At 49.6% G+C, this 25,103-nt stretch carries 27 protein-coding genes; 13 read left to right on the top strand and 14 right to left on the bottom strand.

The annotated features are described in order from the left end of the window. The first annotated feature begins 13 nt into the window (after positions 1 to 13). From CR46_RS0111625 to CR46_RS0111595, 7 genes are all read left to right on the top strand, one after another. Positions 14 to 1,018 carry an aldo/keto reductase gene (locus CR46_RS0111625; protein WP_030073034.1) on the top strand — a complete coding sequence of 335 codons (1,005 nt, stop codon included), beginning with the start codon at positions 14 to 16 and terminating at the stop codon, positions 1,016 to 1,018. A 158-nt stretch (positions 1,019 to 1,176) separates the two neighbouring features. Beyond that, a complete protein-coding gene (locus tag CR46_RS18440; RefSeq protein WP_198023720.1) occupies positions 1,177 to 1,344 on the top strand; it encodes a hypothetical protein in 168 nt (55 codons plus the stop codon). 480 nt (positions 1,345 to 1,824) lie between these two features. After that, the gene (locus CR46_RS0111615; protein ID WP_030073032.1) at positions 1,825 to 2,505 is read left to right on the top strand and encodes a Bax inhibitor-1/YccA family protein; all 681 of its coding nucleotides are present in this window, start codon (positions 1,825 to 1,827) and stop codon (positions 2,503 to 2,505) included. A gap of 81 nt (positions 2,506 to 2,586) precedes the next feature. Next, the gene (tusD, locus tag CR46_RS0111610) at positions 2,587 to 2,976 is read left to right on the top strand and encodes a sulfurtransferase complex subunit TusD (RefSeq protein ID WP_030073030.1); all 390 of its coding nucleotides are present in this window, start codon (positions 2,587 to 2,589) and stop codon (positions 2,974 to 2,976) included. Positions 2,977 to 2,985: 9 nt separating this feature from the next. Beyond that, positions 2,986 to 3,351, top strand: coding sequence for a sulfurtransferase complex subunit TusC (gene tusC / locus CR46_RS0111605; RefSeq protein ID WP_030073029.1), 366 nt, complete (start codon positions 2,986 to 2,988; stop codon positions 3,349 to 3,351). Positions 3,352 to 3,365: 14 nt separating this feature from the next. Next, positions 3,366 to 3,653: a sulfurtransferase complex subunit TusB gene (gene tusB / locus CR46_RS0111600; protein ID WP_030073027.1), complete on the top strand. Its 288-nt coding sequence runs from the start codon at positions 3,366 to 3,368 to the stop codon at positions 3,651 to 3,653. Between the two features lie 2 nt (positions 3,654 to 3,655). Then, the gene (locus tag CR46_RS0111595) at positions 3,656 to 4,006 is read left to right on the top strand and encodes a TusE/DsrC/DsvC family sulfur relay protein (RefSeq protein WP_030073025.1); all 351 of its coding nucleotides are present in this window, start codon (positions 3,656 to 3,658) and stop codon (positions 4,004 to 4,006) included. Positions 4,007 to 4,026: 20 nt separating this feature from the next. Here the strand turns inward: CR46_RS0111595 and CR46_RS0111590 are convergent, their stop codons facing one another. Further along, a complete protein-coding gene (locus CR46_RS0111590; protein ID WP_030073024.1) occupies positions 4,027 to 4,659 on the bottom strand; it encodes a helix-turn-helix domain-containing protein in 633 nt (210 codons plus the stop codon). 116 nt (positions 4,660 to 4,775) lie between these two features. Then, positions 4,776 to 5,717: a histone deacetylase family protein gene (locus tag CR46_RS0111585; RefSeq protein WP_030073023.1), complete on the bottom strand. Its 942-nt coding sequence runs from the start codon at positions 5,715 to 5,717 to the stop codon at positions 4,776 to 4,778. Positions 5,718 to 5,823: 106 nt separating this feature from the next. Here CR46_RS0111585 and CR46_RS0111580 point away from each other — a divergent pair, with 106 nt between their 5' ends. Continuing rightward, positions 5,824 to 8,571 (top strand): bifunctional acetate--CoA ligase family protein/GNAT family N-acetyltransferase, encoded by a 2,748-nt coding sequence (locus CR46_RS0111580; protein ID WP_030073021.1) that lies wholly within the window; start codon positions 5,824 to 5,826, stop codon positions 8,569 to 8,571. 84 nt (positions 8,572 to 8,655) lie between these two features. Here the strand turns inward: CR46_RS0111580 and pdxH are convergent, their stop codons facing one another. Further along, positions 8,656 to 9,300: a pyridoxamine 5'-phosphate oxidase gene (gene pdxH / locus CR46_RS0111575; protein ID WP_030073019.1), complete on the bottom strand. Its 645-nt coding sequence runs from the start codon at positions 9,298 to 9,300 to the stop codon at positions 8,656 to 8,658. 223 nt (positions 9,301 to 9,523) lie between these two features. Here pdxH and CR46_RS0111570 point away from each other — a divergent pair, with 223 nt between their 5' ends. Beyond that, complete coding sequence (locus CR46_RS0111570) at positions 9,524 to 10,216, top strand: cytochrome b/b6 domain-containing protein (protein ID WP_030073017.1); 693 nt, start codon at positions 9,524 to 9,526, stop codon at positions 10,214 to 10,216. A gap of 32 nt (positions 10,217 to 10,248) precedes the next feature. Here the strand turns inward: CR46_RS0111570 and CR46_RS0111565 are convergent, their stop codons facing one another. The 3 genes from CR46_RS0111565 to CR46_RS0111555 are packed head-to-tail and all read right to left on the bottom strand — an operon-like array spanning position 10,249 to position 11,777. Next, positions 10,249 to 10,641 carry a DUF2069 domain-containing protein gene (locus tag CR46_RS0111565; protein ID WP_030073016.1) on the bottom strand — a complete coding sequence of 131 codons (393 nt, stop codon included), beginning with the start codon at positions 10,639 to 10,641 and terminating at the stop codon, positions 10,249 to 10,251. Continuing rightward, positions 10,638 to 11,264 (bottom strand): NAD(P)H:quinone oxidoreductase, encoded by a 627-nt coding sequence (gene wrbA / locus CR46_RS0111560; protein WP_030073013.1) that lies wholly within the window; start codon positions 11,262 to 11,264, stop codon positions 10,638 to 10,640. The genes CR46_RS0111565 and wrbA overlap by 4 nt, the downstream gene beginning before the upstream one ends. A gap of 48 nt (positions 11,265 to 11,312) precedes the next feature. Then, on the bottom strand, positions 11,313 to 11,777 hold the full coding sequence (locus CR46_RS0111555) for a gamma-glutamylcyclotransferase family protein (RefSeq protein WP_030073011.1): 465 nt from the start codon (positions 11,775 to 11,777) through the stop codon (positions 11,313 to 11,315). Positions 11,778 to 11,911: 134 nt separating this feature from the next. On the opposite strand from CR46_RS0111555, the gene smrA reads away from it, so the two are divergent. Further along, positions 11,912 to 12,502: a DNA endonuclease SmrA gene (gene smrA, locus CR46_RS0111550; RefSeq protein ID WP_030073008.1), complete on the top strand. Its 591-nt coding sequence runs from the start codon at positions 11,912 to 11,914 to the stop codon at positions 12,500 to 12,502. Between the two features lie 101 nt (positions 12,503 to 12,603). Here smrA and CR46_RS0111545 read toward each other — a convergent pair whose 3' ends face one another. The 4 genes from CR46_RS0111545 to metH all read right to left on the bottom strand — a co-directional run bounded on the left by CR46_RS0111545 (position 12,604) and on the right by metH (position 19,952). Further along, positions 12,604 to 13,146, bottom strand: coding sequence for a DUF934 domain-containing protein (locus CR46_RS0111545; protein ID WP_030073005.1), 543 nt, complete (start codon positions 13,144 to 13,146; stop codon positions 12,604 to 12,606). After that, positions 13,133 to 14,791: a nitrite/sulfite reductase gene (locus CR46_RS0111540; protein WP_030073003.1), complete on the bottom strand. Its 1,659-nt coding sequence runs from the start codon at positions 14,789 to 14,791 to the stop codon at positions 13,133 to 13,135. The genes CR46_RS0111545 and CR46_RS0111540 overlap by 14 nt, the downstream gene beginning before the upstream one ends. Before the next feature lie 138 nt (positions 14,792 to 14,929). Continuing rightward, positions 14,930 to 16,246 (bottom strand): MATE family efflux transporter, encoded by a 1,317-nt coding sequence (locus CR46_RS0111535; protein ID WP_030073002.1) that lies wholly within the window; start codon positions 16,244 to 16,246, stop codon positions 14,930 to 14,932. 10 nt (positions 16,247 to 16,256) lie between these two features. Further along, positions 16,257 to 19,952 (bottom strand): methionine synthase, encoded by a 3,696-nt coding sequence (gene metH / locus CR46_RS0111530; protein ID WP_030073001.1) that lies wholly within the window; start codon positions 19,950 to 19,952, stop codon positions 16,257 to 16,259. 287 nt (positions 19,953 to 20,239) lie between these two features. On the opposite strand from metH, the gene nfuA reads away from it, so the two are divergent. Next, entirely contained in the window at positions 20,240 to 20,851 is a 612-nt protein-coding gene (gene nfuA / locus CR46_RS0111525; RefSeq protein WP_030072999.1) for a Fe-S biogenesis protein NfuA, read from the top strand. 73 nt (positions 20,852 to 20,924) lie between these two features. Here nfuA and CR46_RS0111520 read toward each other — a convergent pair whose 3' ends face one another. Continuing rightward, positions 20,925 to 21,959, bottom strand: coding sequence for a DNA-binding protein (locus CR46_RS0111520; protein ID WP_030072997.1), 1,035 nt, complete (start codon positions 21,957 to 21,959; stop codon positions 20,925 to 20,927). 198 nt (positions 21,960 to 22,157) lie between these two features. Between CR46_RS0111520 and CR46_RS0111515 the strand changes: the two genes are divergently transcribed. Continuing rightward, positions 22,158 to 23,354, top strand: coding sequence for a tyrosine-type recombinase/integrase (locus CR46_RS0111515; RefSeq protein ID WP_030072995.1), 1,197 nt, complete (start codon positions 22,158 to 22,160; stop codon positions 23,352 to 23,354). 37 nt (positions 23,355 to 23,391) lie between these two features. After that, positions 23,392 to 23,811 (top strand): SufE family protein, encoded by a 420-nt coding sequence (locus CR46_RS0111510; RefSeq protein ID WP_030072993.1) that lies wholly within the window; start codon positions 23,392 to 23,394, stop codon positions 23,809 to 23,811. A gap of 30 nt (positions 23,812 to 23,841) precedes the next feature. Here CR46_RS0111510 and yidD read toward each other — a convergent pair whose 3' ends face one another. The 3 genes from yidD to CR46_RS0111500 are packed head-to-tail and all read right to left on the bottom strand — an operon-like array spanning position 23,842 to position 25,090. Next, positions 23,842 to 24,117 (bottom strand): membrane protein insertion efficiency factor YidD, encoded by a 276-nt coding sequence (yidD, locus tag CR46_RS18160; RefSeq protein WP_232222383.1) that lies wholly within the window; start codon positions 24,115 to 24,117, stop codon positions 23,842 to 23,844. Positions 24,118 to 24,173: 56 nt separating this feature from the next. Continuing rightward, entirely contained in the window at positions 24,174 to 24,641 is a 468-nt protein-coding gene (hisI, locus tag CR46_RS0111505; RefSeq protein WP_030072991.1) for a phosphoribosyl-AMP cyclohydrolase, read from the bottom strand. Further along, entirely contained in the window at positions 24,641 to 25,090 is a 450-nt protein-coding gene (locus CR46_RS0111500; protein WP_030072989.1) for a transcriptional repressor, read from the bottom strand. Before CR46_RS0111500 ends, hisI begins: the two co-directional genes overlap by 1 nt. Positions 25,091 to 25,103: the final 13 nt, after the last annotated feature.

The following is a 25,103-nucleotide window of genomic DNA, read 5'->3' as shown; positions in this document are numbered from 1 at the left end:
CTTAGAGGTTGCTATGTCTGCGTTTTTTGACCGATTAAATGATGTTTCATCTCCTCGTATTGGCCTGGGGTGTATGAACCTTTCTCATGGCTATGGACAGTATGTGCCAGAAAAGGAGGCGCTTCAGGTGTTAGAAGAAGCCTTTGAGATGGGGTACCGCCATTTTGATACGGCGACACTCTATGGTGGAACCGCTAATGAACGCCTGTTAGGGCTTGCCTTAAAGACAAAGCGACATCAACTGCTTCTTGCCAGTAAATGTGGTATGGCATTAGACGCTGAAACGGGAAATCGCGTGATCGATGGACGGCCTAATACGCTGCGCCGTCAGTGTGAGGAGAGCTTAAAACGACTGAAAACGGATCATTTAGACATCTATTATCTACATCGCTTAGATCGTAACGTTGCCATCGAAGAGAGTGTGGGGGCGATTGGCCGACTCGTCGAAGAGGGTAAAGTCGGTGCGGTTGGTTTATCTGAGATATCAGCAGAAACACTTCGCAAGGGCAATGCGGAGTATCCTATAGCAGCAGTTCAGTCAGAGTACTCACTCTGGACACGTAATCCCGAGATTGCTCTTAAGGAGGTATGTCTAGAATTAGGTGTAGCCTTGGTTGCGTTTAGCCCCTTAGGGCGTGGCTTTTTGACGGGGTTAATGGAGGAAAATACGGAGTTTTCAACGGGTGACATGCGCGCAGGAATGCCCCGGTTTAGCAAAGAAAACTTACCTAATAATCTATCTTTATTAACTGACTTCAAGGCACTGGCTACTCGTTTGGAGGTGTCTCCTGCACAGCTGGCGTTGGCATGGTTAAACGCCCAAGGGAATCATATTATCCCCATACCAGGAACCCGTTTAGTAACGCATATGCGCGAGAATTTAAGCGCTGAAACGATCAAGTTAGAAGATGCAACCGTGGTTCAGCTCAATGGAATGATGTTACCGAATCAAGTGGCTGGTGCTCGTTATAATGATGCGCAACAAGCTGATATTGATACCGAAGAATTTGCAGGTTAATAGGTGAGCGATGACTTGTAAAAGGTCTTAAAAGCGTGGGGGAAAAGGATCAGGTGATGACAGGGTAAATTATTTTTCAACCCCCATTGCTTTCTTTCAGCTCAGGGCTATTATTCGCTACTAACGACAATGTTGTTAGCCTACTAAGGAATGCTGCCATGTTGAAAGGCCTTATTATTTGTTTCGCAGTGCTATTTGCACAGTTGGCGGTGTTGAGCGTACTTGATGCGCGGCTTTACAACGCTCAGGATGTGCGTCAGGCAGCGACAACACAGCATTTGCCTCACAACAGAGAAGACGATGACGATAACGTTTCACTGACATAGAAAATAAGCGGCGATGGATAGCGATTTTAGCTGCTGCCGCCGTTGTTTTCTAAACGTTTTACAGCCTTCCATTTCACCACTGTTTGAATTTTTCAAAGAGCGCTTGCTTGCAAGTTGTCGTTCCTTAGTTTCAATGCTGCCCCCGCCGTGAATGATTAGCACGCTGCCTTTTGTATTCTCGCCAGCAGATATAAAGTAGCCTCGTTAGGATCGACAACCATTTCGTAGCGAATATCTTCATTGCCAATGCTGCAGCCTTCGGTAGAGGTGAAGACAATCAAGCTAAATGTGTTGACGTTCAGGGGAATTCCATAGGGTATTTTCATGTCCAAAACAGCGTAAAATGTTAAGCATAGTCAACGCTGGGGGAGCGACTGCCCCAAAAAGCAGTTATTTACGTGGAAGACAAATACTTGCGTCTGGAACTTGGTAACGGCATTCTTGTCCGTTGTTAGTATTACTATTAGGGAGCATAGAAAAATGGCTTTTAACGATTCGAGCACGGCGAGAGCGCAAACGCGCAGCGGAGTAAGCAGTGTTAGCGCTAATAAAGTGTTGCGTAACACCTATGCACTGTTGGCCATGACACTGCTATTTTCTGCGCTCACTGCGGGTGCTTCTGTCGCAATGGGCATCCAACAAATGAACATTTTTGTGTTCTTTATCGGCGCGTATGGGCTGATGTTCCTGGTACACAAGACGGCTAATTCTGCTGTTGGTTTATTGTCTACTTTCGCATTCACCGGTTTTATGGGCTTTACGCTTGGCCCTATCATCTCCGCTTATCTTACGTTGCCTAACGGTGGCGCTTTGATTATGAATGCGTTGGCAATGACAGGGCTGACGTTCATTGGTCTTTCTGCAATTGCATTAACCACCAAGAAAGATTTCAGCTTTTTAGGCAATTTCCTAATGGCAGGTGCCATTGTGCTGATTTTGGCCATGGTCGCTGGCCTGATCTTTAATATTCCTGCGCTTTCTTTAATGGTTTCCGCTGGTTTTGTGCTATTTGCGTCAGCAGCGATTCTTTATCAAACCAGTGAAATCGTTCACCGGGCAGGAGAAACCAACTACATTCTCGCGACTGTCACACTCTACGTATCTATCTATAACTTGTTTGTCAGTCTGCTCGCGATATTGGGCATCATGAGCAACGACTGATTAAATCAGTAGTACGTTTCATAGCAGGCCCTACTTGGTAGGGTCTGTTTTTTTATGACAACCATGTACGAGATGACTGCGATGCAGTACGGCTTATTGATCATGGGGGCACCGTATAGTAGTTCAGCTCCTCATTCTGCGCTGCGCTTTGCTCAAGCGGTTCTAAATAAAGGGCATCAAATTAAGGGTGTTTTTTTCTACCAGGATGGCGTTCAGAATGCCTCTCAACTGATGGCTCCTCCACAAGATGAGCTTAATATGCGAGACGCATGGGTAGAATTGCATCGTCAACATGGAGTGGCTCTAGACGTCTGTATCGCAGCGGCATTACGACGTGGTGTAATGAGTGAATCAGAAGCTAAGCGGCATGGGCAGGTGAATTTCAACCTTGAGGCCCCCTTTGAACTAACCGGGCTAGGGCAGTTGCTTGAGTTACAGCAGTGCTGTGATCGGTTGATTACATTTGCATAGGAATTACAAATGGCTAGAGCAAATGAGCAGCTCATTGTTATACGGCATGCGCCGTATAGCTCAAACGCATTGCGAGAAGGGCTGGATGTAGCGCTAGTGGCCGCTGCTTTTGGGCAGTCTGTTAGCCTGCTATTTCTAGGGCAGGGCGTACTTGCGTTGCTTAAAGAACAGAAGTCAGGCGCTCCGGGCCAAAAAGCGACACTGCCGACGATTGATATGTTAGAGATGTATGATATAGAAAATATTCTAGTGCCCTTAGAGACACTGATGGCTTTTAACATAAGGGCTGAGCAGCTGGTCGAGGGAGTTACCTTAGTAACAACCGCAGAGATACCGGAACTATTTCAGCGTTATCCTTATGTACTCAATTTTTAATAGAGTAGTCAAACATGCTGCATATTTTGAATAAACCTCCTTATAGCGATTCAGCGCTACAAATGCTTAATGCCCTCAGCAGTGGCGATGCTGTTGTGCTGATTGAGGATGGTGTTCAGGCAGCGTTTTATCCTGAATGGCAAGGCTGGCTAGTAAGTACAGTTTCGATTTACTTATTAGCGGAAGATGCTATTTCAAGGGGGGTGCATACCATTGCTGCTATTCATGAGATGCCTTTGATAGAGGTTGATGGTTTTGTTGCGCTGACTGAGCAAAATGAACAGATTATTTCTTGGCACTAAACATGAGTAATCAAAAATTATACCGTTATCTTGATTCATCTGAAAAAATTAAACTAGACCCTGAGGGATATCTTGTTAATCAACAGCAATGGAACATTGAAATTGCTAATTTACTTGCTGAAGACGAAGGACTAACCCTCACAGAAAAGCACTGGGAAATTATTCAGTTAGTACGCGATTTCTATAACCGATATGAGATGGCACCCGCGATGCGCCCATTGGTCAAAGCAACTAAACAGACCCTGGGTGACGATAAAGGAAATTCGATTTATTTAATGACGCTGTTCCCAGGTAGCCCACCAAAACGTATTGCTCGTATTGCTGGCTTGCCTAAGCCAACAAATTGTTTGTAGTGCTGCTTGCTTTAAGCAGCCTACACTAAGTCGCCCCGGGTACAAACGGAAAGCACGACTGCATCTTCTGGGCTGGTAGACACAAGGGCATGGCCCATATCACTATCAAAATAAATACTATCGCCTTCGGCTAACACCAGCGGGGCATAAAACTCCGTGTAAAGCATGATGTCACCCTGCAAAATCATTAGGAATTCTTCGCCATCGTGGCGTACCCACTGATGATACTCATCAAAACTGCGTGCTCTGACAATAGTTTTAAAGGGAATCATGCGCTTTTGAGCAAGCTGATGCCCTAGTAATTCATGTTCGTACGTTGGGGTGGGGTGTAGCTGACCTTTACCTTTACGGGTAAGGTCTCTACGCCCCATGGTATAGCGTTCACGCTTTGGCGGAGTAAAAAGCTGGGGCAAATCGATGTTCAGCCCTGTAATTAGCTTTTGAACCACACTGAATGTTGGCGACACCTGATCATTTTCGATCTTAGAAAGCGTTGACCGTGCTAAGCCTGTGCGCTGGCTAACGTCCTCCAGTGTCCACTGGTTAGCAAGGCGAATCTGTTTTAATCGTTCACCCAACCGTAAAGGTTCGACAAAGGGCTTACGCCCTGAGGCTATGCGCAGCGCAGCATGCTCTTCAGAAGTAGCGGTCATAAAAGTCACGTGAGTAAACGTCAATAGAGCCGCATGTTATCACACTCGTCCAGTTTTAAGGTGGCACAGTTTTCAAGCAATACAGTGCAACGAGCTGCTGTAGTTGTTGGTACCCTTTATGGAACATCCATAAAAGGTAAACCCAATAAAGCTTTTAAGTGGGCTTCTGCACCACTGGCAAGCGTCTTAGGGTTATAGCCTCCTTCAAGCACAGAAACCACACGGTTTTCTGCATAAAGGGCCGCAATCTCCATTGCTAAGTGCGTTACCCAATAGAAATCTTCATCTTCTAAACAAATGTCTCCCATTGGATCGTCACGGTGAGCATCGAAACCAGCAGAAAGCATCACCAAATCTGGTTTGAACGCATGAAGAGCAGGAAGCCACTGTCGTTCTATAATGCGTCTAAACTCAGTACTGTCAGTGCCTACTTCTAGCGGTGTATTAACTACGTTTTGCCATTCACTGCGTAAATAGCGCCATGGGTAAAATGGATATTGGAAGCTGGTGCATATCAATACCTCAGGATCGTTTTTGAAAATATCGATAGTGCCGTTACATTGATGGACATCAAAATCGAGAATTGCAATACGCCTAGCGCCATATTTAGCTTTAGCGTGGGCAGCACCAACGGCAACGTTGTTATAAAAGCAAAATCCCATTGCATCAGCTGCTTCTGCATGATGACCAGGTGGTCGTACTGCACAAAAAACATTATCTGCTTGGCGTTTAAAAACCTGATCAACACCACGGATAACGGCACCTGCGGCTACTTTTGCCGCTTTTAAGCTATCGGGGTTCATCATTGTGTCGCTATCGAGCGTAACAATGCCTTCATCGGGAACGCACTTCTTGAGTGCGTTAAGATGCCTGACCGGATGCACTCTTGCTAATGCTTCGTCACACGCTTCTTTGGCATCTGCTTGCATGGTTTGTTGAAGAAGTCCCGCTAGGGATAGGCGCGCGCGTATCGCCTCAAGCCGCTGCGGACTTTCAGGATGTTCAGGCCCCATATGATGCAATGAGCAGTCGGGGTGGGTAAGGTAGGCAGTAATCATGCAAGTGCTCCGAAGACAATATCGACACCTTAATCGTCTCGGGGGCTTGCGCGACAGTGTCAATAAGTCGTACATAGTGGCTATTAATTTCAGGGGAGACGCATTCGTGAGTACACGCTTTTTGCATCATTTTTTCGAACCGCGCACAGTGGCCGTGTTCGGTGCCTCTGAAAAGCCAGCGTCGTTAGGGGGGTTAGTGCTTAATAACCTTCAGGAGGGCGGGTTCAAAGGAAAAATATGGGCAGTCAATCTTAAAGGGTATGACAAGGTTTTTGGCGTAAATTGTTTCCGTACGGTAAATGAGCTGCCTGAAATTCCTGATCTAGCAGTTATTTGTTCTCCTATTGATGGCGTTCCTAGCCTTATCAAAAAGCTTGGCCAGTTTGGTGTAAAAGCAGCTCTGGTACTATCAGGTGGTGCTTACCTTGATCGTGAAACGGGTAATAAAGGGTCTATCCGGCAGCGTATGCTGCAATCAGCGATAGAGTCCGGTATTCGTGTGTTAGGGCCAGAGTGCATGGGCTTGATTGTGCCTGGCAAAAAGCTGAATGCCTCCTATGCTAGTCAGCCTGTAAAAGCGGGCAGAGTGGCTTATTTAGGGCAGTCGGGGATGCTAGCCAATGCCATGATCGATTGGGCGGCTGGTCGTGACGTTGGGTTTTCGCACCTAATAACGGTAGGCGACAGTGTCGATGTATTGCTGCCAGATTTAATTGACTACGTAAATCAGTTCTCTCCAGCGCAAGCCATTTTGCTACACCTCGAGCGAGTAATGGACGCTCAACATTTTATGACCTCGGTACGTGATGCCTCGCGTAACCGCTTGGTTGTCGCTATTAAAAGCGGTCGAACGCCACAATCTGATATTTCTGGCATGGCGCCAACCCCGGGTATTGCTAATCGTGACGTGGTGTTTGACGCGGCTTTTGCCCGCGCGGGTGTTGTTCGTGTTAATGACTATGATGAGCTGCTGGATGCGCTTGAAACTTTATCGCGAATGAAACCGCTACGCGGTGATCGCTTGGCAATTGTCTCTAATGGGTTAGGGCCTGCCATGCTAGCAATCGATAAACTGATTAGCGCTGGTGGGAAGCTGGCAGAGTTTACCGAAGAGACTCAGCGCGCTCTGCATAAAAGTCAGGTAGATATGAGCAAACCCGGTGAAAACCCGGTGGATCTAGGAGGCAATGCGACGCCAGAGCGGTTTGTTGAAGCGCTAAAAATTGTTACTGCGGATCCTCATGTAGATGCAGTTCTGGTAGTACACGCGCCTACCCGCTTAGCCCCCTCATTGGCCACCGCCCAGGCGTTAATTGATCACCGAAAGTCGTTTAAGCGCAATTTGCTGACAAGCTGGATGGGGCTGAAAGAAGCATTGAACGCCCGGCATATTTGCAATTTGGCTGGTATTCCTACCTATACGTCGCCAGAAAAGACGGTGAAAGCATTTATGCATATGGTGGACTACCAGCGTGTTCAAGCGCTACTGCATGAAATTCCGCCTAGCTTACCCTTTTCCACCAGCGTAGAGATTCGTGCGGAGTGTCGCGCACTGATTAAAAACGCCAAAGCGGAGGGGCGACAAACGTTGACCCATTCCGAAACGGCTCAGGTATTAGAAGCCTACGGCATTCCTGCTGCGCCTAGTGTCTACCTGGCAAACCCTGAAAAAGCATTGGCAATGGCGGATCATTTTCCTGGGCCTAAGGCACTAAAAGTCATTCACGAAGGTAACTGTCGACCTTATCGTTATCGCAAACATCCTCATAAAATTTCCGCAGGGTTGCTCCAGGATTTAGAAACGCCGGAACAAATTGCGGAAGGTATCCGCCAGCTAGGCGACAAGGTTCGCGAGAAATTTCCCGAATATGCCATTCGCGAATACTGTTTACAGCCCATGCAACGTGGTAAACATTCAATGCAGATTTGTGCGGGTATTACTCGTGATCCTGTATTTGGTCCACTTATTGTGTTTGGCATTGGTGGTTACAAAGTGAATGTGTTGGCAGATCGTCAGGTAGCATTGCCACCACTGAACATGAGCTTGGCCGCTGACGTAGTAGGCAGAACCCATGCGGCTTCATTGATTCGCGAGCATTCGGCTGATCCTGAGCGGGATATTCAACGGCTATGTCAGCTGTTGGTCAAGCTGTCACAGATGGCGTCCGACTTAGGCGACTTGAGAGGACTGGAGCTCAATCCACTACTGCTGAACCGTGATGGGATGTTAGCAGTAGATTTTGCGATGGATCTAGGCACACCTGCGCGATTTGCCATCATGCCTTACCCTGAAGAGTTACGTGAGTGGGTAACGCTCAAAAATGGATGGCGTGTAGAGGTTCGCCCCATCCGCGCGGAAGACGCGCCCCTAATTACAACGTTTCACAAGCAGTTGTCAGAGGAGAGCATTCGTTTTCGCTACTTCCACAATAAATCTAATTTAACCCAGCGTGATTTGTCGATTCTGTCACATATTAACTACGATCGTCAGATGGCTTTTATTGCTGAACATCAACACGATGACGGTAGCAAAGAGATGTTAGGCGTTGTACGTGTGTGGAACGACCCCGACAATATTCGTACGGAATTTTCGGTCATCATCCGTGACGATTTACAGGGGCTGGGCATCGGTAGTCTGTTGATGAAAAAGATGATCGATTACTGCACCAACATTGGCACGCTCGAAATGATCGGCAAAATTATGGTCGATAATCATCCCATGCGCGCTTTGATGAAACACTTGGGCTTTAGATGCCGTTACAACATGGAAGAGCAGGTCATTGATGCTGTACTGAAGCTTAACGAACCGGAAAGTGAATGGCAGAGACATCGGTTGGAGAGTCTGCCTGATTAGATTACATGCTGACATGATTAGGCCCGACTCTTTTGAGGCGGGCCTAATCATGAAATGGCAACAGCGCTACATCAAAGGGCTAAATTAAGGAGCTAAGCGAAAGCGGCTCCAATCGCCGCCGTCACGCCGTTCAAAGCGGAGGCGGTCGTGAAGACGACTGGGTTGCCCTTGCCAGAACTCAATCATTTCCGGATTAACTCGATAACCACCCCAATGATTCGGACGCGGTATATCTTGGCCTTCGTAGGCTTGTTCAAAGCGCTTTTGACGCTCTTCAATCCAGTTGCGATCGGGGATTACTACGCTTTGTGTGGCAATCCAAGCGCCGAGTTGGCTGCCGCGTGGGCGGCTCGAAAAGTAGTCATCAGACTCTTCATGGCTTACTTGCTCGACAGGCCCCTCAATACGGATCTGGCGCGACAGCGAAGGCCACCAAAAAGTCATTGCTGCATAAGGTACATTGCTTAGCTCGCTGCCTTTATGGCTGTGATAGTTGGTGAAAAACACCATGCCGCGCTCATCAAATCCTTTTAGTAGCACAACCCGGGCATGAGGACGGCCCTGGCTATCTACAGTAGAAAGGGTCATCGCGTTGCCATCTTTTCCTTCTGTTTCTAGCGCTAGGCTAAACCACTCATCAAACAGAACAAAAGGGTTGTCGGGGGCCTGATCTTCGTCAAGGCGGCCACCTTCATAATCGCGCCTAATGTCAGCTATATTGCGTGTCATTGAATGCTGCTCCCTTTAAGTTTTGTTCATATTCGCTGGTCTTTTTGCAAAGCTCAAGCTCTGTCTCGTGGCCCTGCTTAGAAGCCTTAATCAGAGGATGGAGATACATGACCAACCTTAAGCTGTTTGATTGTATAACGCGTTGACCACCTTCTGTAATGCGTTCTATCAGAAACATAGAAGAAATGAGAAAATGTATGAACTACAGACAAAGGGCAATGTAATGCAGCACGATAGAAAACAGGTAGCCGTTTGGGATGTCTTTATACGTTTATTTCATTGGTGCCTGCTGGTGGCCGTAGCCGTTTCTTTCTACACCACAAAAACTGACGGCATTCCGTTTTTGTTTCCCATTGAGGTGCATGCTCAAGCCGGCTACCTCATTATTGGTTTGCTGATTTTTCGCATCATTTGGGGCGTCTTAGGCACTACTTATGCGCGCTTTAGCACCTTTGTATACGGGCCTAGAGACACGGCAGTGTATACCAAGGCGCTGTTCAAGCGCCGTGCGCCACGCTATGCAAGCCACAACCCACTAGGTGGCTGGATGGTAGTACTTTTATTACTCTCACTGAGCTTTCAAGCGGTGAGTGGGCTGTTTCTTAGTGACGATATCTTTTTTCAGGGACCGCTTTACGGTTTGCTAGGCCGAGACATAAGTGGCGAACTAGCCAGCTTGCATGCACTCAATAGCGATATATTGCTTATCCTCATAGGGCTTCATCTTGTGGGTGTCGTGGTGCATGCTCTGCAGGGAGAGAATTTAGTAGCGGCGATGGTGACGGGCATCAAACGTTTTACGAGTGAACCGGTTGATATAAAACAGACCCACCGAACTAAACACCACCTGTTTGCGCTAGGTGCTTTTTTAGTAGCGGCAGGCATATGTGGCTGGTTATGGTTTTATCCCTACTAGCGCATCTCTTTTACTCTTAGCGCTCGCTAAGCTTACCCTTGGCGCTGTTGGCGGCTGCGAAAACGTGCGTACGCCATGCAACCAGTGAACAGCGCCAGCGAGATAACCGCCTCAAGTACACCGCGCATACCTTGCCCAGGCAAGGTGGCTAACATGACGCCTTGGGTAAAGTAGAGCAGGCTGACAAACGCTAACCAAGCATGACCCCTAGCACGCTGACCAATGATAGAGGGGAGAAATAGTAACAATGGCAATACAAAAGCGACCACAGGACGCCAGTTAAAGGTATCTCCTTGGATAAAAAAGCCTCGGTAAATAACCAGTAGCAGTAAAATAACAAAGCTGACCAGGACTAACTGCCTTGCTTGCCGTGTGAGCTTATCTAGTCCGTGTTGGGCTTCTAGACCTTCTAACCACTGCCTCATGCAGATTCCTCCTGACGCATTGCATGTAGCGCAAGCGCCAATTTAGCTAACCGTTTACCTTGGGCAAGACATAAGGCACGCTCGTGTTCATCAACAGAACGGTCGCTTCGCGCACCAGCGACATGGCTAGCCCCATAGGGTGTGCCTCCCGTTTGGGTATTCAGCAGGGCGGTTTCATTATAAGGGATGCCTGCGTAGACCATGCCATGGTGCAGCAGTGGAATAAGCATAGTAAGTAGTGTGCTTTCCTGGCCGCCGTGAAGGCTTGAAGTGGACGTAAACGCACAGGCAGGTTTGTCGATTAATGCCCCGTTCATCCACAAACTACTTGTAGTATCAAGGAAGTATTTAAGCGGCGCGGCCATATTGCCAAAGCGTGTAGGGCTGCCCAATGCTAAAGCACTGCAGTGGCGCAAATCATCAAGATCTGCATAAACGGCTCCTTCTTCCGGAATCTCAGGGGCAACGGCTTCACAGGTAGTGGAGACAGGCGGCACAGTGCGCAGGCGGGCTTCTATGCCGGGCATGCTTTCGACACCCGCCGCTATTTGGCGTGCCATATCCGCAGTGGCTCCAGAGCGCGAATAATAAAGAATCAGAACAAACGGCGTCGAATCACTCATGAGATATCCCAGGGGTAAGGGCTAAAAAGGCATTACTGTAATGGTTGTCTATGTTATCAGAGCTGCTTGTTGGACAGGAGAGGTCAATTGACTCAGCGTTGGCAATCGAACATAAACCCAAACCGTTGAACCATCGGATAAGGTTTGCTTTATACGCTCATAACGGATGCCCAAACGCTCATATCGGTCTAAACGCGCTAACTGATCGGCGGTGACTGCTAACCGTAAACCCTCTACAACGCTATTGGCATCGGGAGCCAGATCAAGGCCCTCTTTTGTAAAGCCTTCAAGCCGAGCTGGCTGTGGGTTACCTGAGCTGCCCATCACCACCCAGCGCACTGGCGAGTAGCGCAATGTACCGTACACAAACACATGGTGGGTACGTTGTTCGATGACCGGTAGGTGAGCGGGGCGTTCATAAAACCATGGGCTGAGCATGGTTAACCATAACCAGCCCGCGCTACCAACGGTAAGTAATATACCGAGTGCCGCTAATCGTTTTAACCACTTCATATAACCTCCTTCCATTGGGCTGGCGATCCGCGTCGTGTCAGATGTTAATGAAAACAAGTCTTAAGCAATGTCAGTGGGTTTGCTAGGATAGGCAGTAGACGCTTAGGCATTAGACCCTACCGGAGGAGCCTGTTATGAACCAGTCACTTCATGGCGATATGGATTTCCGTGCGTTAGTTGGTGATGTTAAACCACTAACCAAGCGTAACCGCGCAGACACAGGCACTCAGCGTCATCAGCCGTCTGAGGCTCAGCTAGCTCGCCGTGACAGCGCCCAAGAGCAGCTAGAAGAGCGCAATTTCTTATCTGACGATTTTGTTGATCTTTTGCCGCCTTTTGATCCAATGGAATTCCGCCGGGAAGGTATTCAACAAGGGGTCGTCGATAAACTGAAACACGGAGGTTACAGTGTTCAGGCGCAGCTGCATCTTTTACGAAGGCCGTTGTCAGAGTGCCGCAGAATGCTTTTTCCGTTTATTCAAGAAGCTTACGCCCATGACCTTCGTTCTGTGCTAATTGTGCATGGGAGAGGGCGAGAGGTAGACAGCCCTGCAAATGTCCTACGCTCTTACCTAGCCAAGTGGCTTAGTCAGTTTGATGAAGTACAAGCGTATGTCTCTGCGCAGCCTTCAGAGGGCGGCCTGGGGGCTACCTGGGTCATGTTGCGTAAAAGCGATCGGGCTAAAATGAATAATCGTGAGCGCCAGCAAAAACGTCGCGGTTAATAAACTCGTTATTATTAAGCAAAAGGGCAGCTGTGGCTGCCCTTTTGTTGCTAGCTCTGTCTTTGCGTCGACCTATGCATTGACAGCGTTATTGCTTGTTACTATTCACTGGCCAATAAGCGGCGTTCGAACAGTGCTTGGCGCTGTTCAACGTCAGTTTGATAGCGAACGCTGAACATATTAAGCGCACGGATAGCATCATCAGGGTGCTGGTCATCACGCAAGGCCATAGCGGTAAAACCACAGCGGCGCATGTAATCCAACTGATCGACTAGAACATCACCGACAGCACGTATTTCACCGGTATAGCCATAGCGTTCGCGCAGCAAACGGGCCAGGGTATAGCCACGTCCGTCAGTGAATGCTGGGAAATCAACGGCAATAGCGTTGGTTCCGCTCAGCTGCTGGCCAAGTTCAGTGGTTAACTCGGTATCACTTGAAAGCAGCGGTGCTAGCTCGACATCGTCTTGGTTCGCTTGCCAGAGTGCCAACGGCACAAAGGCAGGACGCTGTTCAGGAAGTGTTTCTGTGTCATAAGAGACACACCAAGCATTTTCGGCGGCCAGCTCACCATCAGCGATCAGATGGTCGACATGTACTGGCGTAAGCTCAACCGCGTCAGTTTGAGTGTCATTGCTGGGCATAAACACGCTCCTTAAAGGGTTTTAAGCCAATACGGCGATAGGTGTCGAGGAATCGCTCGTCTTCATGGCGTTCGGCCACATAGACTTGAAGTACTTTATCGACCACGTCTGGTACATCTTCGCGGAAGAAGGAGGGCCCAAGGATTTTGCCTAATGACGCATCGTCTGTTGAGTTACCGCCAATTGAGATCTGGTAATACTCTTCGCCTTTTTTATCAACGCCAAGTATGCCGATGTGACCAACATGGTGGTGCCCACAGGCGTTCATGCAGCCTGAGATGTTGAGATCCAAGGGACCGAGATCGTAGAGAAAATCCAGGTCTTCAAACCGCTCCTGTAGTGCTTGAGCGATAGGAATGGAGACCGCATTAGCCAAGCCGCAGTAGTCGCCACCAGGGCAGCAGATAATATCGTTCAGCGTACCCACTGTTGGGTTAGCCATGCCCAGTGCATCAAGCTCTTTCCAAAGTGCTTCCAGTTCGTCGACGGGAACGTCAGACAGCACCAGATTCTGTTCGTGGGTCACGCGGACTTCACCAAAGCTATAGCGATCTGCCAAGTCGGCGACGGCTTCCATCTGGTCTGCAGTGACGTCGCCAGGCGCGTGCTCGCGGCGCTTAAGCGAAAGGGTCACGGCTTTATAGCCCGAAACTTTGTGGTCGGTGACGTTATTTGTCACAAAGCGAGCTAAGCTGCGATTTTCGCCGCGAAGTCGTTCGAATTCGGCAATGGCGCTATCAGTAACCGGACGACGCGCTGGCTCGGGGAAATGGATCTTGGCCGCATCAACCGCTGCTTGGTTGAGTGTTTGTGGGCCATCTTTAAGGTGCGCCCACTCTTCATCAACGCGACGACGGAACTCTTCAATACCGAGCGCTTTGACCAGTATTTTAATACGTGCTTTAAACTTGTTATCGCGACGACCAAATTGGTTATAAACGCGAACACACGCTTCCAAATATGTTAGCAAATGCTGCCAGGGCAAGTCCTCGCGCACTACGTCGCCAATCATCGGCGTACGGCCAAGACCACCACCGGCTAACACTTTAATGCGTACTTCACCGTCTGCGTTATGCCAAAGACGTAGGCCGATATCATGCACTTGGATGGCTGCACGATCCTGTGCGGCACCGCTGACGGCAATTTTAAATTTGCGCGGCAGATAGGCAAACTCAGGATGTAACGTCGACCATTGGCGAATTAACTCACACCAAGGGCGTGGATCTTCGACTTCATCACCCGCGATACCGGCAAATTGGTCACTGGTGGTATTACGGATACAGTTGCCACTGGTTTGAATGGCGTGCATTTGTACTTTGGCTAGGTCTGCCAAAATATCGGGCACATCTTCCAAGGCGGGCCAGTTCAACTGCAAGTTTTGCCGAGTCGTGAAGTGACCATAACCACGGTCATAACGACGGGTAATGTCCGCTAATGCACGAAGCTGTTTGCCTGCCAACATGCCGTAAGGAATGGCAATACGTAGCATGGGCGCATGCTTCTGAATATAGAGGCCGTTCTGGAGTCGCAATGGGCGAAACTCTTCTTCTCCCAAACGCCCGGCGCGGTAGCGGTCCATCTGGTCACGAAACTGAGCAACACGCTCGTCAACCAACGTTTGGTCGTGAATATCATAACGGTACATGTGGCACGATCCTGCTAAAAGCGAAATGGTCACGTCGAGACGGACGGTAATGTGCCGCCACCTTAACGCGGGCGTCATATTCTACAAAAGAATATATAATTATCTTTTTATCGCTAAATGGTATTTATGGTTCATAAGTCATAGCGCTTGAGCTAACCAGCGTCGACGCTGCCAAACCCATAAGAAGCTGCCGGAATTGAGCGAGCGGTAAAAGAGTTGCACTAACCAGACACCGAGTAGCCCATAGCCCAGTTCAATACCTACCCACCAAGCCATTGGTAAGAATACCAACCACTGTATACCCAAAGTAAGCAGCATCACTGTTCGCTGGGCTCCGGCGCCCATTAATGCCTGAGCCAGCACCAGGGCGGCTGCATCTAGCACAATCATAAGGCCAGTAATTTGTAACGGTAGAGTACCCAGCTGAATGAGCGAAGGGTCTTCGAAGAAAATAGTCAGAACCGCTGCAGGGAACAAGAGCATGGGGAGTGCCAACACGGTTAGCATCACGCCAGCGACACTTAAAGCGTCGATCCCCCAGCGGTGAGCCGCCTGTAGATCATCTCGGCCTAATGCTTCTCCCACCAAACTCATCGCTGCGATGCCAACACCGACCCCAGGTAAAATAAGTAGCAACGATAAATTCACTAACACATGGCCAACAGCGACACTTTCCGTGCCCATCCTGCCTAATAGCCAGAACAACACCACATAACCTGCTGCGAACCACACTTGTTGCATGGAGTGGGGAAAGGCGAGTAATAGCGTTGTTTTTAGTGAGTGCAACGTCTGCTTCTGTTGTGTAAGCGCACCAGCGTGATACGTTACGCCCGCCCAAATGAGTAGCCCAAGCAGTAAAGAAAGCGTTGTACCAATACCCGCGCCACTGATGCCCAGCGCCGGAAGGCCGCCGATGCCGTAAATTAGCCCGGCGCTGGCAATTACGTTAAACACATGCACAATCACAATAATGCGGAGGTAAAGGTGCGTGTGCTGTCGCCCGTTCCAGTAACCACGAAAGCAAAGTGTCAGGGCAATCGCTGTTAACGACACCACGCGCCAGCGGAAATACTCCACGGCAATGGCCGTCACATCATCGGCAGGCGCAATCACTTGTATTAGCCAAGGCGCTTGCCACCATGCCAGGCACGAGAGTGGAAGGGCGACGATTACCGCGATAAGCAAGCCCGAGTGAAGTGAGCGAGTCAGTGGGAAGTGTTTTGCGCCCAGGTCCTGAGAGGTTTGTGACTGGACGCTGGAGGAGAGGCCAAAGACCAGCGCTGTCATCATAAACATGGCATAGCCGCCGATACCAACCCCTGCCAAGGCTTCTTGTCCTAAATGCCCGACCAATGCAGCGTCAATAAGGTTGAGCATGCTTTGTGAGAGCATGCCCAACATGATGGGTAAGGCTAGGCGCATTACCTTACCTTGGCGGCGACCCACTGGCGACATCAGCTAAACGTTAGCTAGGATCGTAGGAAAGCACCGGAGAGAGCCAGCGCTCCATTTCTACTAGTGGCATTTGCTTACGCTGTGCAATCGCTTCCACTTGATCCCGAGTGATTTTGCCCGTAGAGAAGTATTTTGACTGTGGGTGGGCGAAGTACCAACCAGATACTGCCGCCGCAGGCCACATGGCAAAGTTTTCGGTCAGTGCCAAGCCGGTGTTTTGTGTCGCATCAAGCAGCCGGAACAGCGTGGCCTTTTCGGTATGGTCAGGGCAGGCTGGGTAGCCGGGAGCAGGGCGGATACCCTGATATTTCTCGGCAATTAGGGCGTCGTTATCTAGTGTTTCTTCCGGTACGTAGCCCCAAAACTCTTTGCGCACACGCTCGTGCATGCGTTCGGCAAACGCCTCTGCCAAACGGTCAGTTAATGCTTGCACCATGATGGCGTTGTAATCGTCACCAGCTGCTTCATAGGCTTTGGAAAGTTCATCAACCCCATGGCCTGTGGTAACCGCAAAGCCCCCAATCCAGTCGGCTTTGCCGCTCTCTTTAGGCGCAATAAAATCTGCTAGGCTGTAGCAAATACCATCACGCCCTTTGGTGGTCTGCTGGCGAATGTGATGTAAACGCTCAATAACCTCGCTGCGGCTTTCATCGGCATAGACTTCAATGACATCGTCATCAACGCTGTTAGCGGGCCATAAGCCAATCACACCACGCGCCTGTACACGTTTTTCGTCGATTAGCTTGCGCAGCATTACTTTAGCATCGGCAAACAAATTGCGTGCAGCATCGCCAACTATTTCATCTTCAAGGATTTTGGGGTACTTACCGGCCAACTGCCAGCTCATAAAGAATGGCGTCCAGTCGATTCGCTCCACCAGCTCTTCAAGGTCGTAGTTATCAAAGGTTTTTAGACCCAATATTTGGGGCTTAACCGGGGTATGGCTGCTCCAGTCGGTACGAAAGCGCCGTTTTCGAGCTTGGGTGTAATCCAAATCCGCTGCTTTCGGGCGACGTTTGGCGTTACGCTCGCGTACTTTTTCATACTCTTCACGAATTTCGCTAACGTAGGCTTCTTTCAGATTAGGTGCCAGCAAGCGACCCGCTACCCCAACGGCTCGGGAAGCATCTGTCACGTAAATCACCGGGTGATCGTACTGTGGCTCAATTTTTACCGCGGTATGCGCTTTAGAGGTGGTGGCACCGCCAATTAGCAGCGGCAAATCCATTCCTCTACGCTTCATTTCTTTGGCAACGTGCACCATTTCATCAAGCGATGGGGTGATTAGCCCAGAAAGCCCAATAATATCGGCGTTATGATCCAGCGCTGCCTGGAGGATTTTTTCGGTGGGCACCATCACGCCTAGATCGATAACTTCATAGTTATTACACTGCAGCACCACGCCGACAATGTTTTTGCCAATATCGTGAACATCGCCTTTAACCGTGGCCATTACGATTTTGCCTTTGGCTTTGGTCTCTTCGCTTTTTTCCGCTTCGATATAGGGAATCAGATAGGCGACTGCCTGTTTCATGACACGGGCCGACTTAACCACCTGGGGAAGGAACATTTTTCCTGCGCCAAACAGGTCGCCAACCACGTTCATGCCGTCCATCAACGGGCCTTCAATCACTTCTATAGGTCTTGCAGCCTGGGCGCGAGCTTCTTCGGTATCCTCTTCTATGTACGCCGTTACGCCTTTTACTAACGCGTGCTCGATACGCTTATTAACTGGCCAGCTGCGCCACTCCAGATCCTCTTTTTTGGCCGCGCCGCTGCCGTCGCCCTTGTACTTGTCGGCAAGGTCAAGTAGCCGCTCGGTGCCATCGCTACGACGGTTAAGTACAACGTCTTCTACGGCATCACGCAGCTCGGCGGGTAGGTCGTCATACACCGCCAATTGGCCCGCATTGACGATGCCCATGGAGAGGCCAGCGCGAATGGCGTGGTAGAGAAACACCGAGTGGATGGCTTCACGAACGGGATTATTACCCCGAAATGAAAACGAGACGTTCGATACGCCGCCGGAAATCATCGCATGGGGCAGGTGTTCACGAATCCACTGGGTGGCCTCAATAAAATCGACGGCGTAGTTATTGTGCTCGTCTATGCCGGTAGCGATGGCAAAGATATTAGGGTCAAAAATAATATCTTCGGCAGGGAAGCCGATGTCATCGACCAGTAAGCGATAGGCGCGCTCACATATTTCAGTTTTGCGAGCGAAAGTATCCGCCTGACCTTCTTCATCAAACGCCATGACCACGATGGCGGCACCAAAGCGGCGACACTTAGTGGCTTGTTCACGGAACGCGGCTTCGCCTTCTTTTAGCGAGATAGAGTTCACCACCGCTTTGCCTTGAACACACTTTAAACCCGCTTCGATGATGTCCCACTTAGAGGAGTCGATCATGATCGGCACGCGAGCGATATCGGGTTCGCCAGCGATTAAATTCAGGAAACGAACCATCGCTTCCTGGGACTCCAACATGCCTTCATCCATGTTGATGTCAATAATTTGTGCGCCGTTTTCGACTTGCTCAAGGGCAACTTCAAGCGCGGTAGTGAAATCTTCTTCGACGATTAACCGCTTGAAGCGCGCAGAGCCTGTCACGTTAGTGCGCTCGCCCACGTTGACGAACAGAGAGTCGGCTTCAATGTTGAAGGGCTCTAAGCCAGATAGGCGGCAGGCATGGCTGCGCTTAGCCACGTTACGAGGCGCCATGGAGCTAACAGCCTCAGCAATGGCTCGAATATGCTCAGGGGTTGAACCACAGCAGCCACCAATAATATTGACCAGTCCGCTTTGTGCGAATTCGCTGACAATAGCGGCCATTTCCTCTGGTGTTTGGTCATACTCACCAAACTCATTGGGCAGACCCGCATTAGGATGCGCAGAGACAAAAGTATCGGCTTTAGTGGAAAGCTCTTCGATATACGGGCGCAGCTCTTCAGCACCTAGGGCACAGTTCAAGCCAACCGAAAGCGGCTGGGCATGGCGAACTGAGTTCCAGAATGCTTCGGTAGTTTGGCCAGAAAGCGTACGACCTGACGCATCAGTGATCGTACCGGAAATCATCACCGGTAGCCGTGTGCCCAGATCATCAAATAGCTCTTCAAGAGCGTAAATAGCGGCTTTGGCATTAAGTGTGTCGAAGATGGTTTCGATCATAATAAGATCGGCACCGCCTTCGATTAACGCACTAGCAGCTTCATAATAGTTCTCGCGAAGCTCATCAAAGGTGACGTTGCGTTTCGATGGATCGTTCACATCCGGCGACAGCGACGCGGTGCGCGAAGTTGGCCCAAGTACCCCGGCAACATAACGCGGGATATCCGTTTCGGCAGCTACGGCGTCACAAACGTTACGCGCCAGGCGCGCCGACTCGCGGTTTAACTCGGGCACTAGGTCTTCCATGCCATAGTCTGACTGGGAAAGACGCGTGCTGTTAAACGTATTGGTTTCGATGATGTCTGCGCCAGCTTCTAAGTAATCGCGGTGGATACGCGCTACTAAATCAGGGCAGGTAAGTGCTAATAAATCGTTATTACCCTTAAGATCCGATGGCCAGTTACGGAAACGGTCACTACGAAAATCGTCCTCGCTGAGTTCGGCGTTCTGCAACATGGTGCCCATGCCGCCGTCCAAAATCAGGATGCGTTGGGCAAGGCGTTGGGTGAGGGAAGCAGTCAAATCACTAGCAGCCATGGCAGGGGGGAATCTCCAGCGTCTCGGTCAAAAAAGGATATTTTTATAGTCGTCGTTATAGTGTGAGCGGCCACTATCATAACAAAGGGCACACCATAGGGCAGCAAGTAAGGGCGTGAAGTTATTGCAGTATCTGCATTAGGCACGTTCATATACCTAGCCAATAGCCTACTAAAATGGTCGGGATTGTGCTGGCGAGCACTTTTGCTTACCATAGGCGTTAATGAAATAGTTATAAATGACATGTGATGTGGCCACGCCACAACCACGGGAGGATAACATCCCTTATGACCGCGACTACCGAAACTGAAACTCAAGGTATTGATATTACTGACAGTGCTCAGGAGTATCTTGCTGAGCTGCTGGAAAAACAGAACGTTGAGGGTATCGCTGTACGCATTTTTATCACCCAGCCAGGCACACCCTACGCAGAAACCTGCCTAGCGTATTGCCGCCCAGGTGAAGAAGAGCCAACTGACGTTAAGCTTGAGCTTGAAAAGATTAACGTATTTCTTGATAAAAACAGCCTGGCGTTTCTAGATGAAGCAGTAGTTGATTTTAATGCAGATCGTATGGGAGGCCAGTTAACCATTAAGGCTCCTAACGCGAAAATGCCTAAAGTCAATGCCAATAGTCCGCTGGAAGACCGTATCAATTATACGCTTTACAGTGAGATTAACCCTGGGTTGGCAGCTCATGGCGGTGAAATCAAACTGGTCGAACTCACTGAAGACAACGTGGCAATTCTTGCCTTCGGTGGCGGTTGCCAAGGCTGTGCTGCGGTCGATCTAACGCTAAAAGATGGTGTTGAGAAAACACTCATGGAGCGGATTCCCGAATTAGCAGGCATCCGTGATGTGACTGACCATACCGATACAACGAACGCCTATTACCGCTAACGTTATAGTAGTGACATTGTGTTCGCTCCAAAAGCCCAGCAGTAATTTGCTGGGCTTTTTTATGAGTGAACGGTCACTCGTCGTTTGTTCTGTTCTCTTTTTCTTGGAAAGAGAGCGTCTTTGGCAAAGCCGTTAGCTGTTCCTGAAGCGCTTCCATACGCTGCCAAAGCTGCTGCTGCCAGTTATCATCCTTAAGCGCTGTTTGATGCTGTTTTTCTAATGCTTGGTAGGCCTTATTAAGATCATTTTTTAGGCTGTTGTGCTGCTCTTCAAGCGATGCGTTCATGCGCTCAAGTTCATTAATGCGCTGTTGCAAGCTACTGTTGTCTAACTGGTAGTGCTGTAGCGTCTCTTTTTTTAGCTGAAGCTCCTTCGTAAGCGTGTCTGCACGTTGCTCCGTCTGTTGCAGGCGTTTTTGCAGTGCTTTTTCTTCTTGGGCCCGCTCTTGCCTCAACGTATCTAGCAGCGCCATCAGTTTTCCTTCTGCTGCTTCGTTACGCTGCTCTTCCTGCGTAAGACGCTGTTCCCAAACGGCTTGTCGCTGTTGCTGCTCTTCAGCAAAGCGCTCTTTAAGTGTAGCTACTTCATACTCAGATTTCGTTAACAGCTGCTGATACTGCTTGGCATCTTTAGCGGCTTGTTCTGCCTGGTGTTGCCATTGATGCTCATTGGCTTGGCTAGCCGCCAGCTCCCGGTTTAGCGTTTCCAGGCGCTGCTCTGTATGTCTCAAATGCTCCGCAAGGGCGCTTTCACGTTGTTCGGCATTTGCCGCTTGCTGAAGGGCTTCAGCGGCTTCCTGCTGGGCGTTCTCCACTTGTCGATTGGCATCCTCGCGATAGTGGATGAGAGCCTGGTTAGCGACTTCTTGCGCTTCTCTCCACAGCTCGCTTGCCACATTAACGATGACTTCTGGAACGCCCTTAGGTGGCGGAACGTCACGATTTTGCTCTCGCTCAATACGCCAACTACGGAAATGCTCACTGATCGTGGTGAAGCTGCCTGTGCCCAGTACTTCCCGAATGCGTTGAACGCTTGGGGTATCGCCACGAGCGAGCAGGGTATCGACTGCTTGCTGAACATCACTGTATTGAATCCCGCTGCGAGCCATGGCGCTTATCCTTATCAGATTGATAGCACTATTTTCATAGCATTTGGTTAAAATTACAATAATTACGTAATACATAAAACGTAATATTATTTACACTTAGCGCTATAAATTCAAGATTACCCCCATTATCTTGAATTTCTTCGCTCGTAACGTCACACTTAACCCATTGAAGAAGCACTCATAGAGGGAAGCGTAGCGATGCCCACAGAGGTAACAAAACAGCGATCGCTAGGGAGTAAGCGTCTAGAAAAGGACAGCTGGTCTGATTTGTTGCCTAAGCTCTCCTTGCTTGATGCGCCACAAACTGACGTTTTGTTAATTGACGCCCAAAACGATGTCGAGGCGGTGGCTGCGTGGCTGCAGGAGTATCAAGATAGTTCTCAAACGCTGAAAAGTTACCGCCGGGAAGCAGAGCGACTGTTGCTTTGGCTGGCTAGCCAAAACAATCAGTTACGCGATATGAATCGTGAATTGTTGCGCCAATACGAGGCTTTTTTGGAAGATCCACAGCCAGCTGAGCAGTGGGTGGGGCCAAGTAAGCCTCGTTATCATGCCCAATGGCGGCCTTTTCGTGGCGGGCTTTCACCGGCAAGCCGGCGTCAAAGCCTGATTATTCTGCAGGGCCTATATAGCTGGTTGGTAGAAGCTGGGTGGGTAAGGCACAACCCATTTGTGCTGATGCGTGACAAGGCAAGGCGGCTAAATAACCAGACTCAAACCATTGAGCGCTATTTAGAAGGCGATCTCTGGGCCTGGTTTTGGCAGTGGCTAAATACACCAACAAAGCTCACTAGTGAGCGAGAAGCTTACGAGCAAGCGCGGCGACGGTTTATCGTCAGCTTCGCTTATCTGTTAGCCCCTCGGATTAGTGAAATGGCTAACGCACGGATGGATGATTTTCAGGAAAGAGAGGGGCGCTGGTGGTGGGTAGTGGTTGGCAAGGGCAGTAAGCTTGCGCGCATTCCGGTGCCCAACGACATGCTGGAATGCTTAATCGAGTGGCGAGGAGCGCTTGAGTTACAAGGATTGCCCAGTTACCACGAGCCTACTCCACTCATTCGCGCGCTTGATAAGCATCGTGGCATTAGCGATAACCAGCTCTACCGGTTGCTTAAAAGCACATTTAGCGAAGCCGCTGATGCGCTAGAGGCGCAAAATGGCAAGCTCGCTTATGTTAGTGCGCTGCGTAGGGCGACTCCCCACTGGCTACGGCACACGGCGATCACTCATCAGGCGCAGTCGGGGGTAAGTCTGCGCTATTTATCTGAAAGTGCCCGTCACTCTAAGCTAGATACAACAAGCCGCTATTTGCATATCGAGGACAACGAATGGCACCAAGAGCAGCAACGCCATCGCTTGAAATCAGCCCCCAAACCCCCCTCTAAACCGTTATAATATCAGCCACATTAGCCATCAACCCAAAGGTAACGCCATGGCAACTTCAGGCGCTGAGCTGGCCCAGCAAGAGTTGGTCGAAGAGTTTGAAATTTTTGATAACTGGATGGATCGTTATCAATACATCATCGATATGGGGAAGCAACTGCCTGACTTCCCCGAGGAGCAGCGAACCGAGGAGTTTAAGATTCAAGGCTGTCAATCCAACGTATGGATGTGTCATGAAGAGAAGGGCGACAAGCTGGTCTTCAAGGCAACCTCAGATGCTGCCATCGTGTCTGGCTTAATTGCGCTGCTGCTGAGAATCTATAGCGATCGCACACCCGATGAGATTAATCATACCCAGCCACACTTCTTGAAAGATTTAGGCTTAGATAAGCACTTATCACCGACCCGCAGCAACGGCTTACATGCCATGTTGGAGCGTATTTACCAAGTGGCAAAGCAGCCAGAATAAGAAGCTAAAGAACAATCGACTTGAGGTATATCAGCGCCGGTGATTGCAGGTTGAGCACGGCGCCTCGGCTAGGTCGGGATCTTCCTGGCATAATCGTTCACTTCTACCGCCGGGAACCGGGTCAATACCGCCAGCACTGCCTGGGTGACACTTTATAATGCGTTTTATCGCCATCCAGCCCCCTTTAAAAGGGCCATGTACTTGGATGGCTTCAACGGTATAGGAAGAGCAGCTAGGCCAGAATCGGCAGCGAGGCCCCAGCAGTGGGCTAATAGTGTATTGGTAGACTTTAATAAAGCCTATCATCACCAATGAAAGTGTGTTCAAAGTCCAGTGCTTTATTAACGTTAGCAGGCGTAACACTATTTTTTGCCGTAAAGAGTCGCTGGATCGATAAGCGGTTCACTGGTAATCGCTGCGTGCTCATTACTAAGCGATACGTAGAAGCAACTGCGTCGGCCGGTGTGACAGGCGGGACCCGTTTGGTCAACTTGGAGTAGCAGCGTGTCGCCATCACAGTCAAGCGCAGCACTTTTTAGTTGCTGCTGCTGGCCAGAGGTTTCACCTTTACGCCACAGCTTTTGACGCGAACGGGAGTAGTAGCAAACACGCTGAGTGGTTAGCGTTTCTTCGAGTGCCTCGCGGTTCATCCATGCCATCATTAGCACTTCGCCTGAATCAAACTGTTGGGCGATGGCAGGAAGCAATCCGCCTTCATTAAATCGTACGGCATCTAACAAGGCATTTATCTGGGGCAAATCATCAGAAGGGCTGGCAACTTCCAATGCCTTGAAGAGATCACCAGGAGGTAATTGATCAAAACGGGACATCACTCATTACTCGCAGTTCGACATTGTTGACACAAGCCTTGAAGCTCTATGGTTTGACGCTCGACATTAAACCCTTGATGCTTAGCTAACGCAGCCAACTGGTCACTTATTTCATCTAAGTGAAGCTCTTCAACATAACCGCATTTGCGACAAATCAATAGTTGAAAGCCGTGGACATGCTCGGGGCAGGCGCAGGCCACGTAAGCATTCTGAGACTCAATGCGATGTACTAGGCCTTGCTCAATCAGAAAATCGAGAGCGCGATAAACGGTTGGAGGGCGGGCAGCAGCATGCTCAGTAGATAGTTGATCTAGCAAATCATATGCTTTTAAGCCGCCACCATTTTCCGCAATCAGTTCCAACACCCTGCGACGAATAGGCGTAAACCTGACGCCACGGGTATGGCACTGAGACTCCGCTTGTTGTAATAGCGTATTAGCTTCTGTCATTAGGTAACTCGTT

This window comes from Vreelandella neptunia, from assembly GCF_000712975.1.
GTDB classification, from domain to species: Bacteria; Pseudomonadota; Gammaproteobacteria; order Pseudomonadales; family Halomonadaceae; genus Vreelandella; species Vreelandella qaidamensis.
The sequence above is the reverse complement of the archived record's forward strand: the minus strand, read 5'-3'. Positions and strand labels throughout refer to the sequence as shown.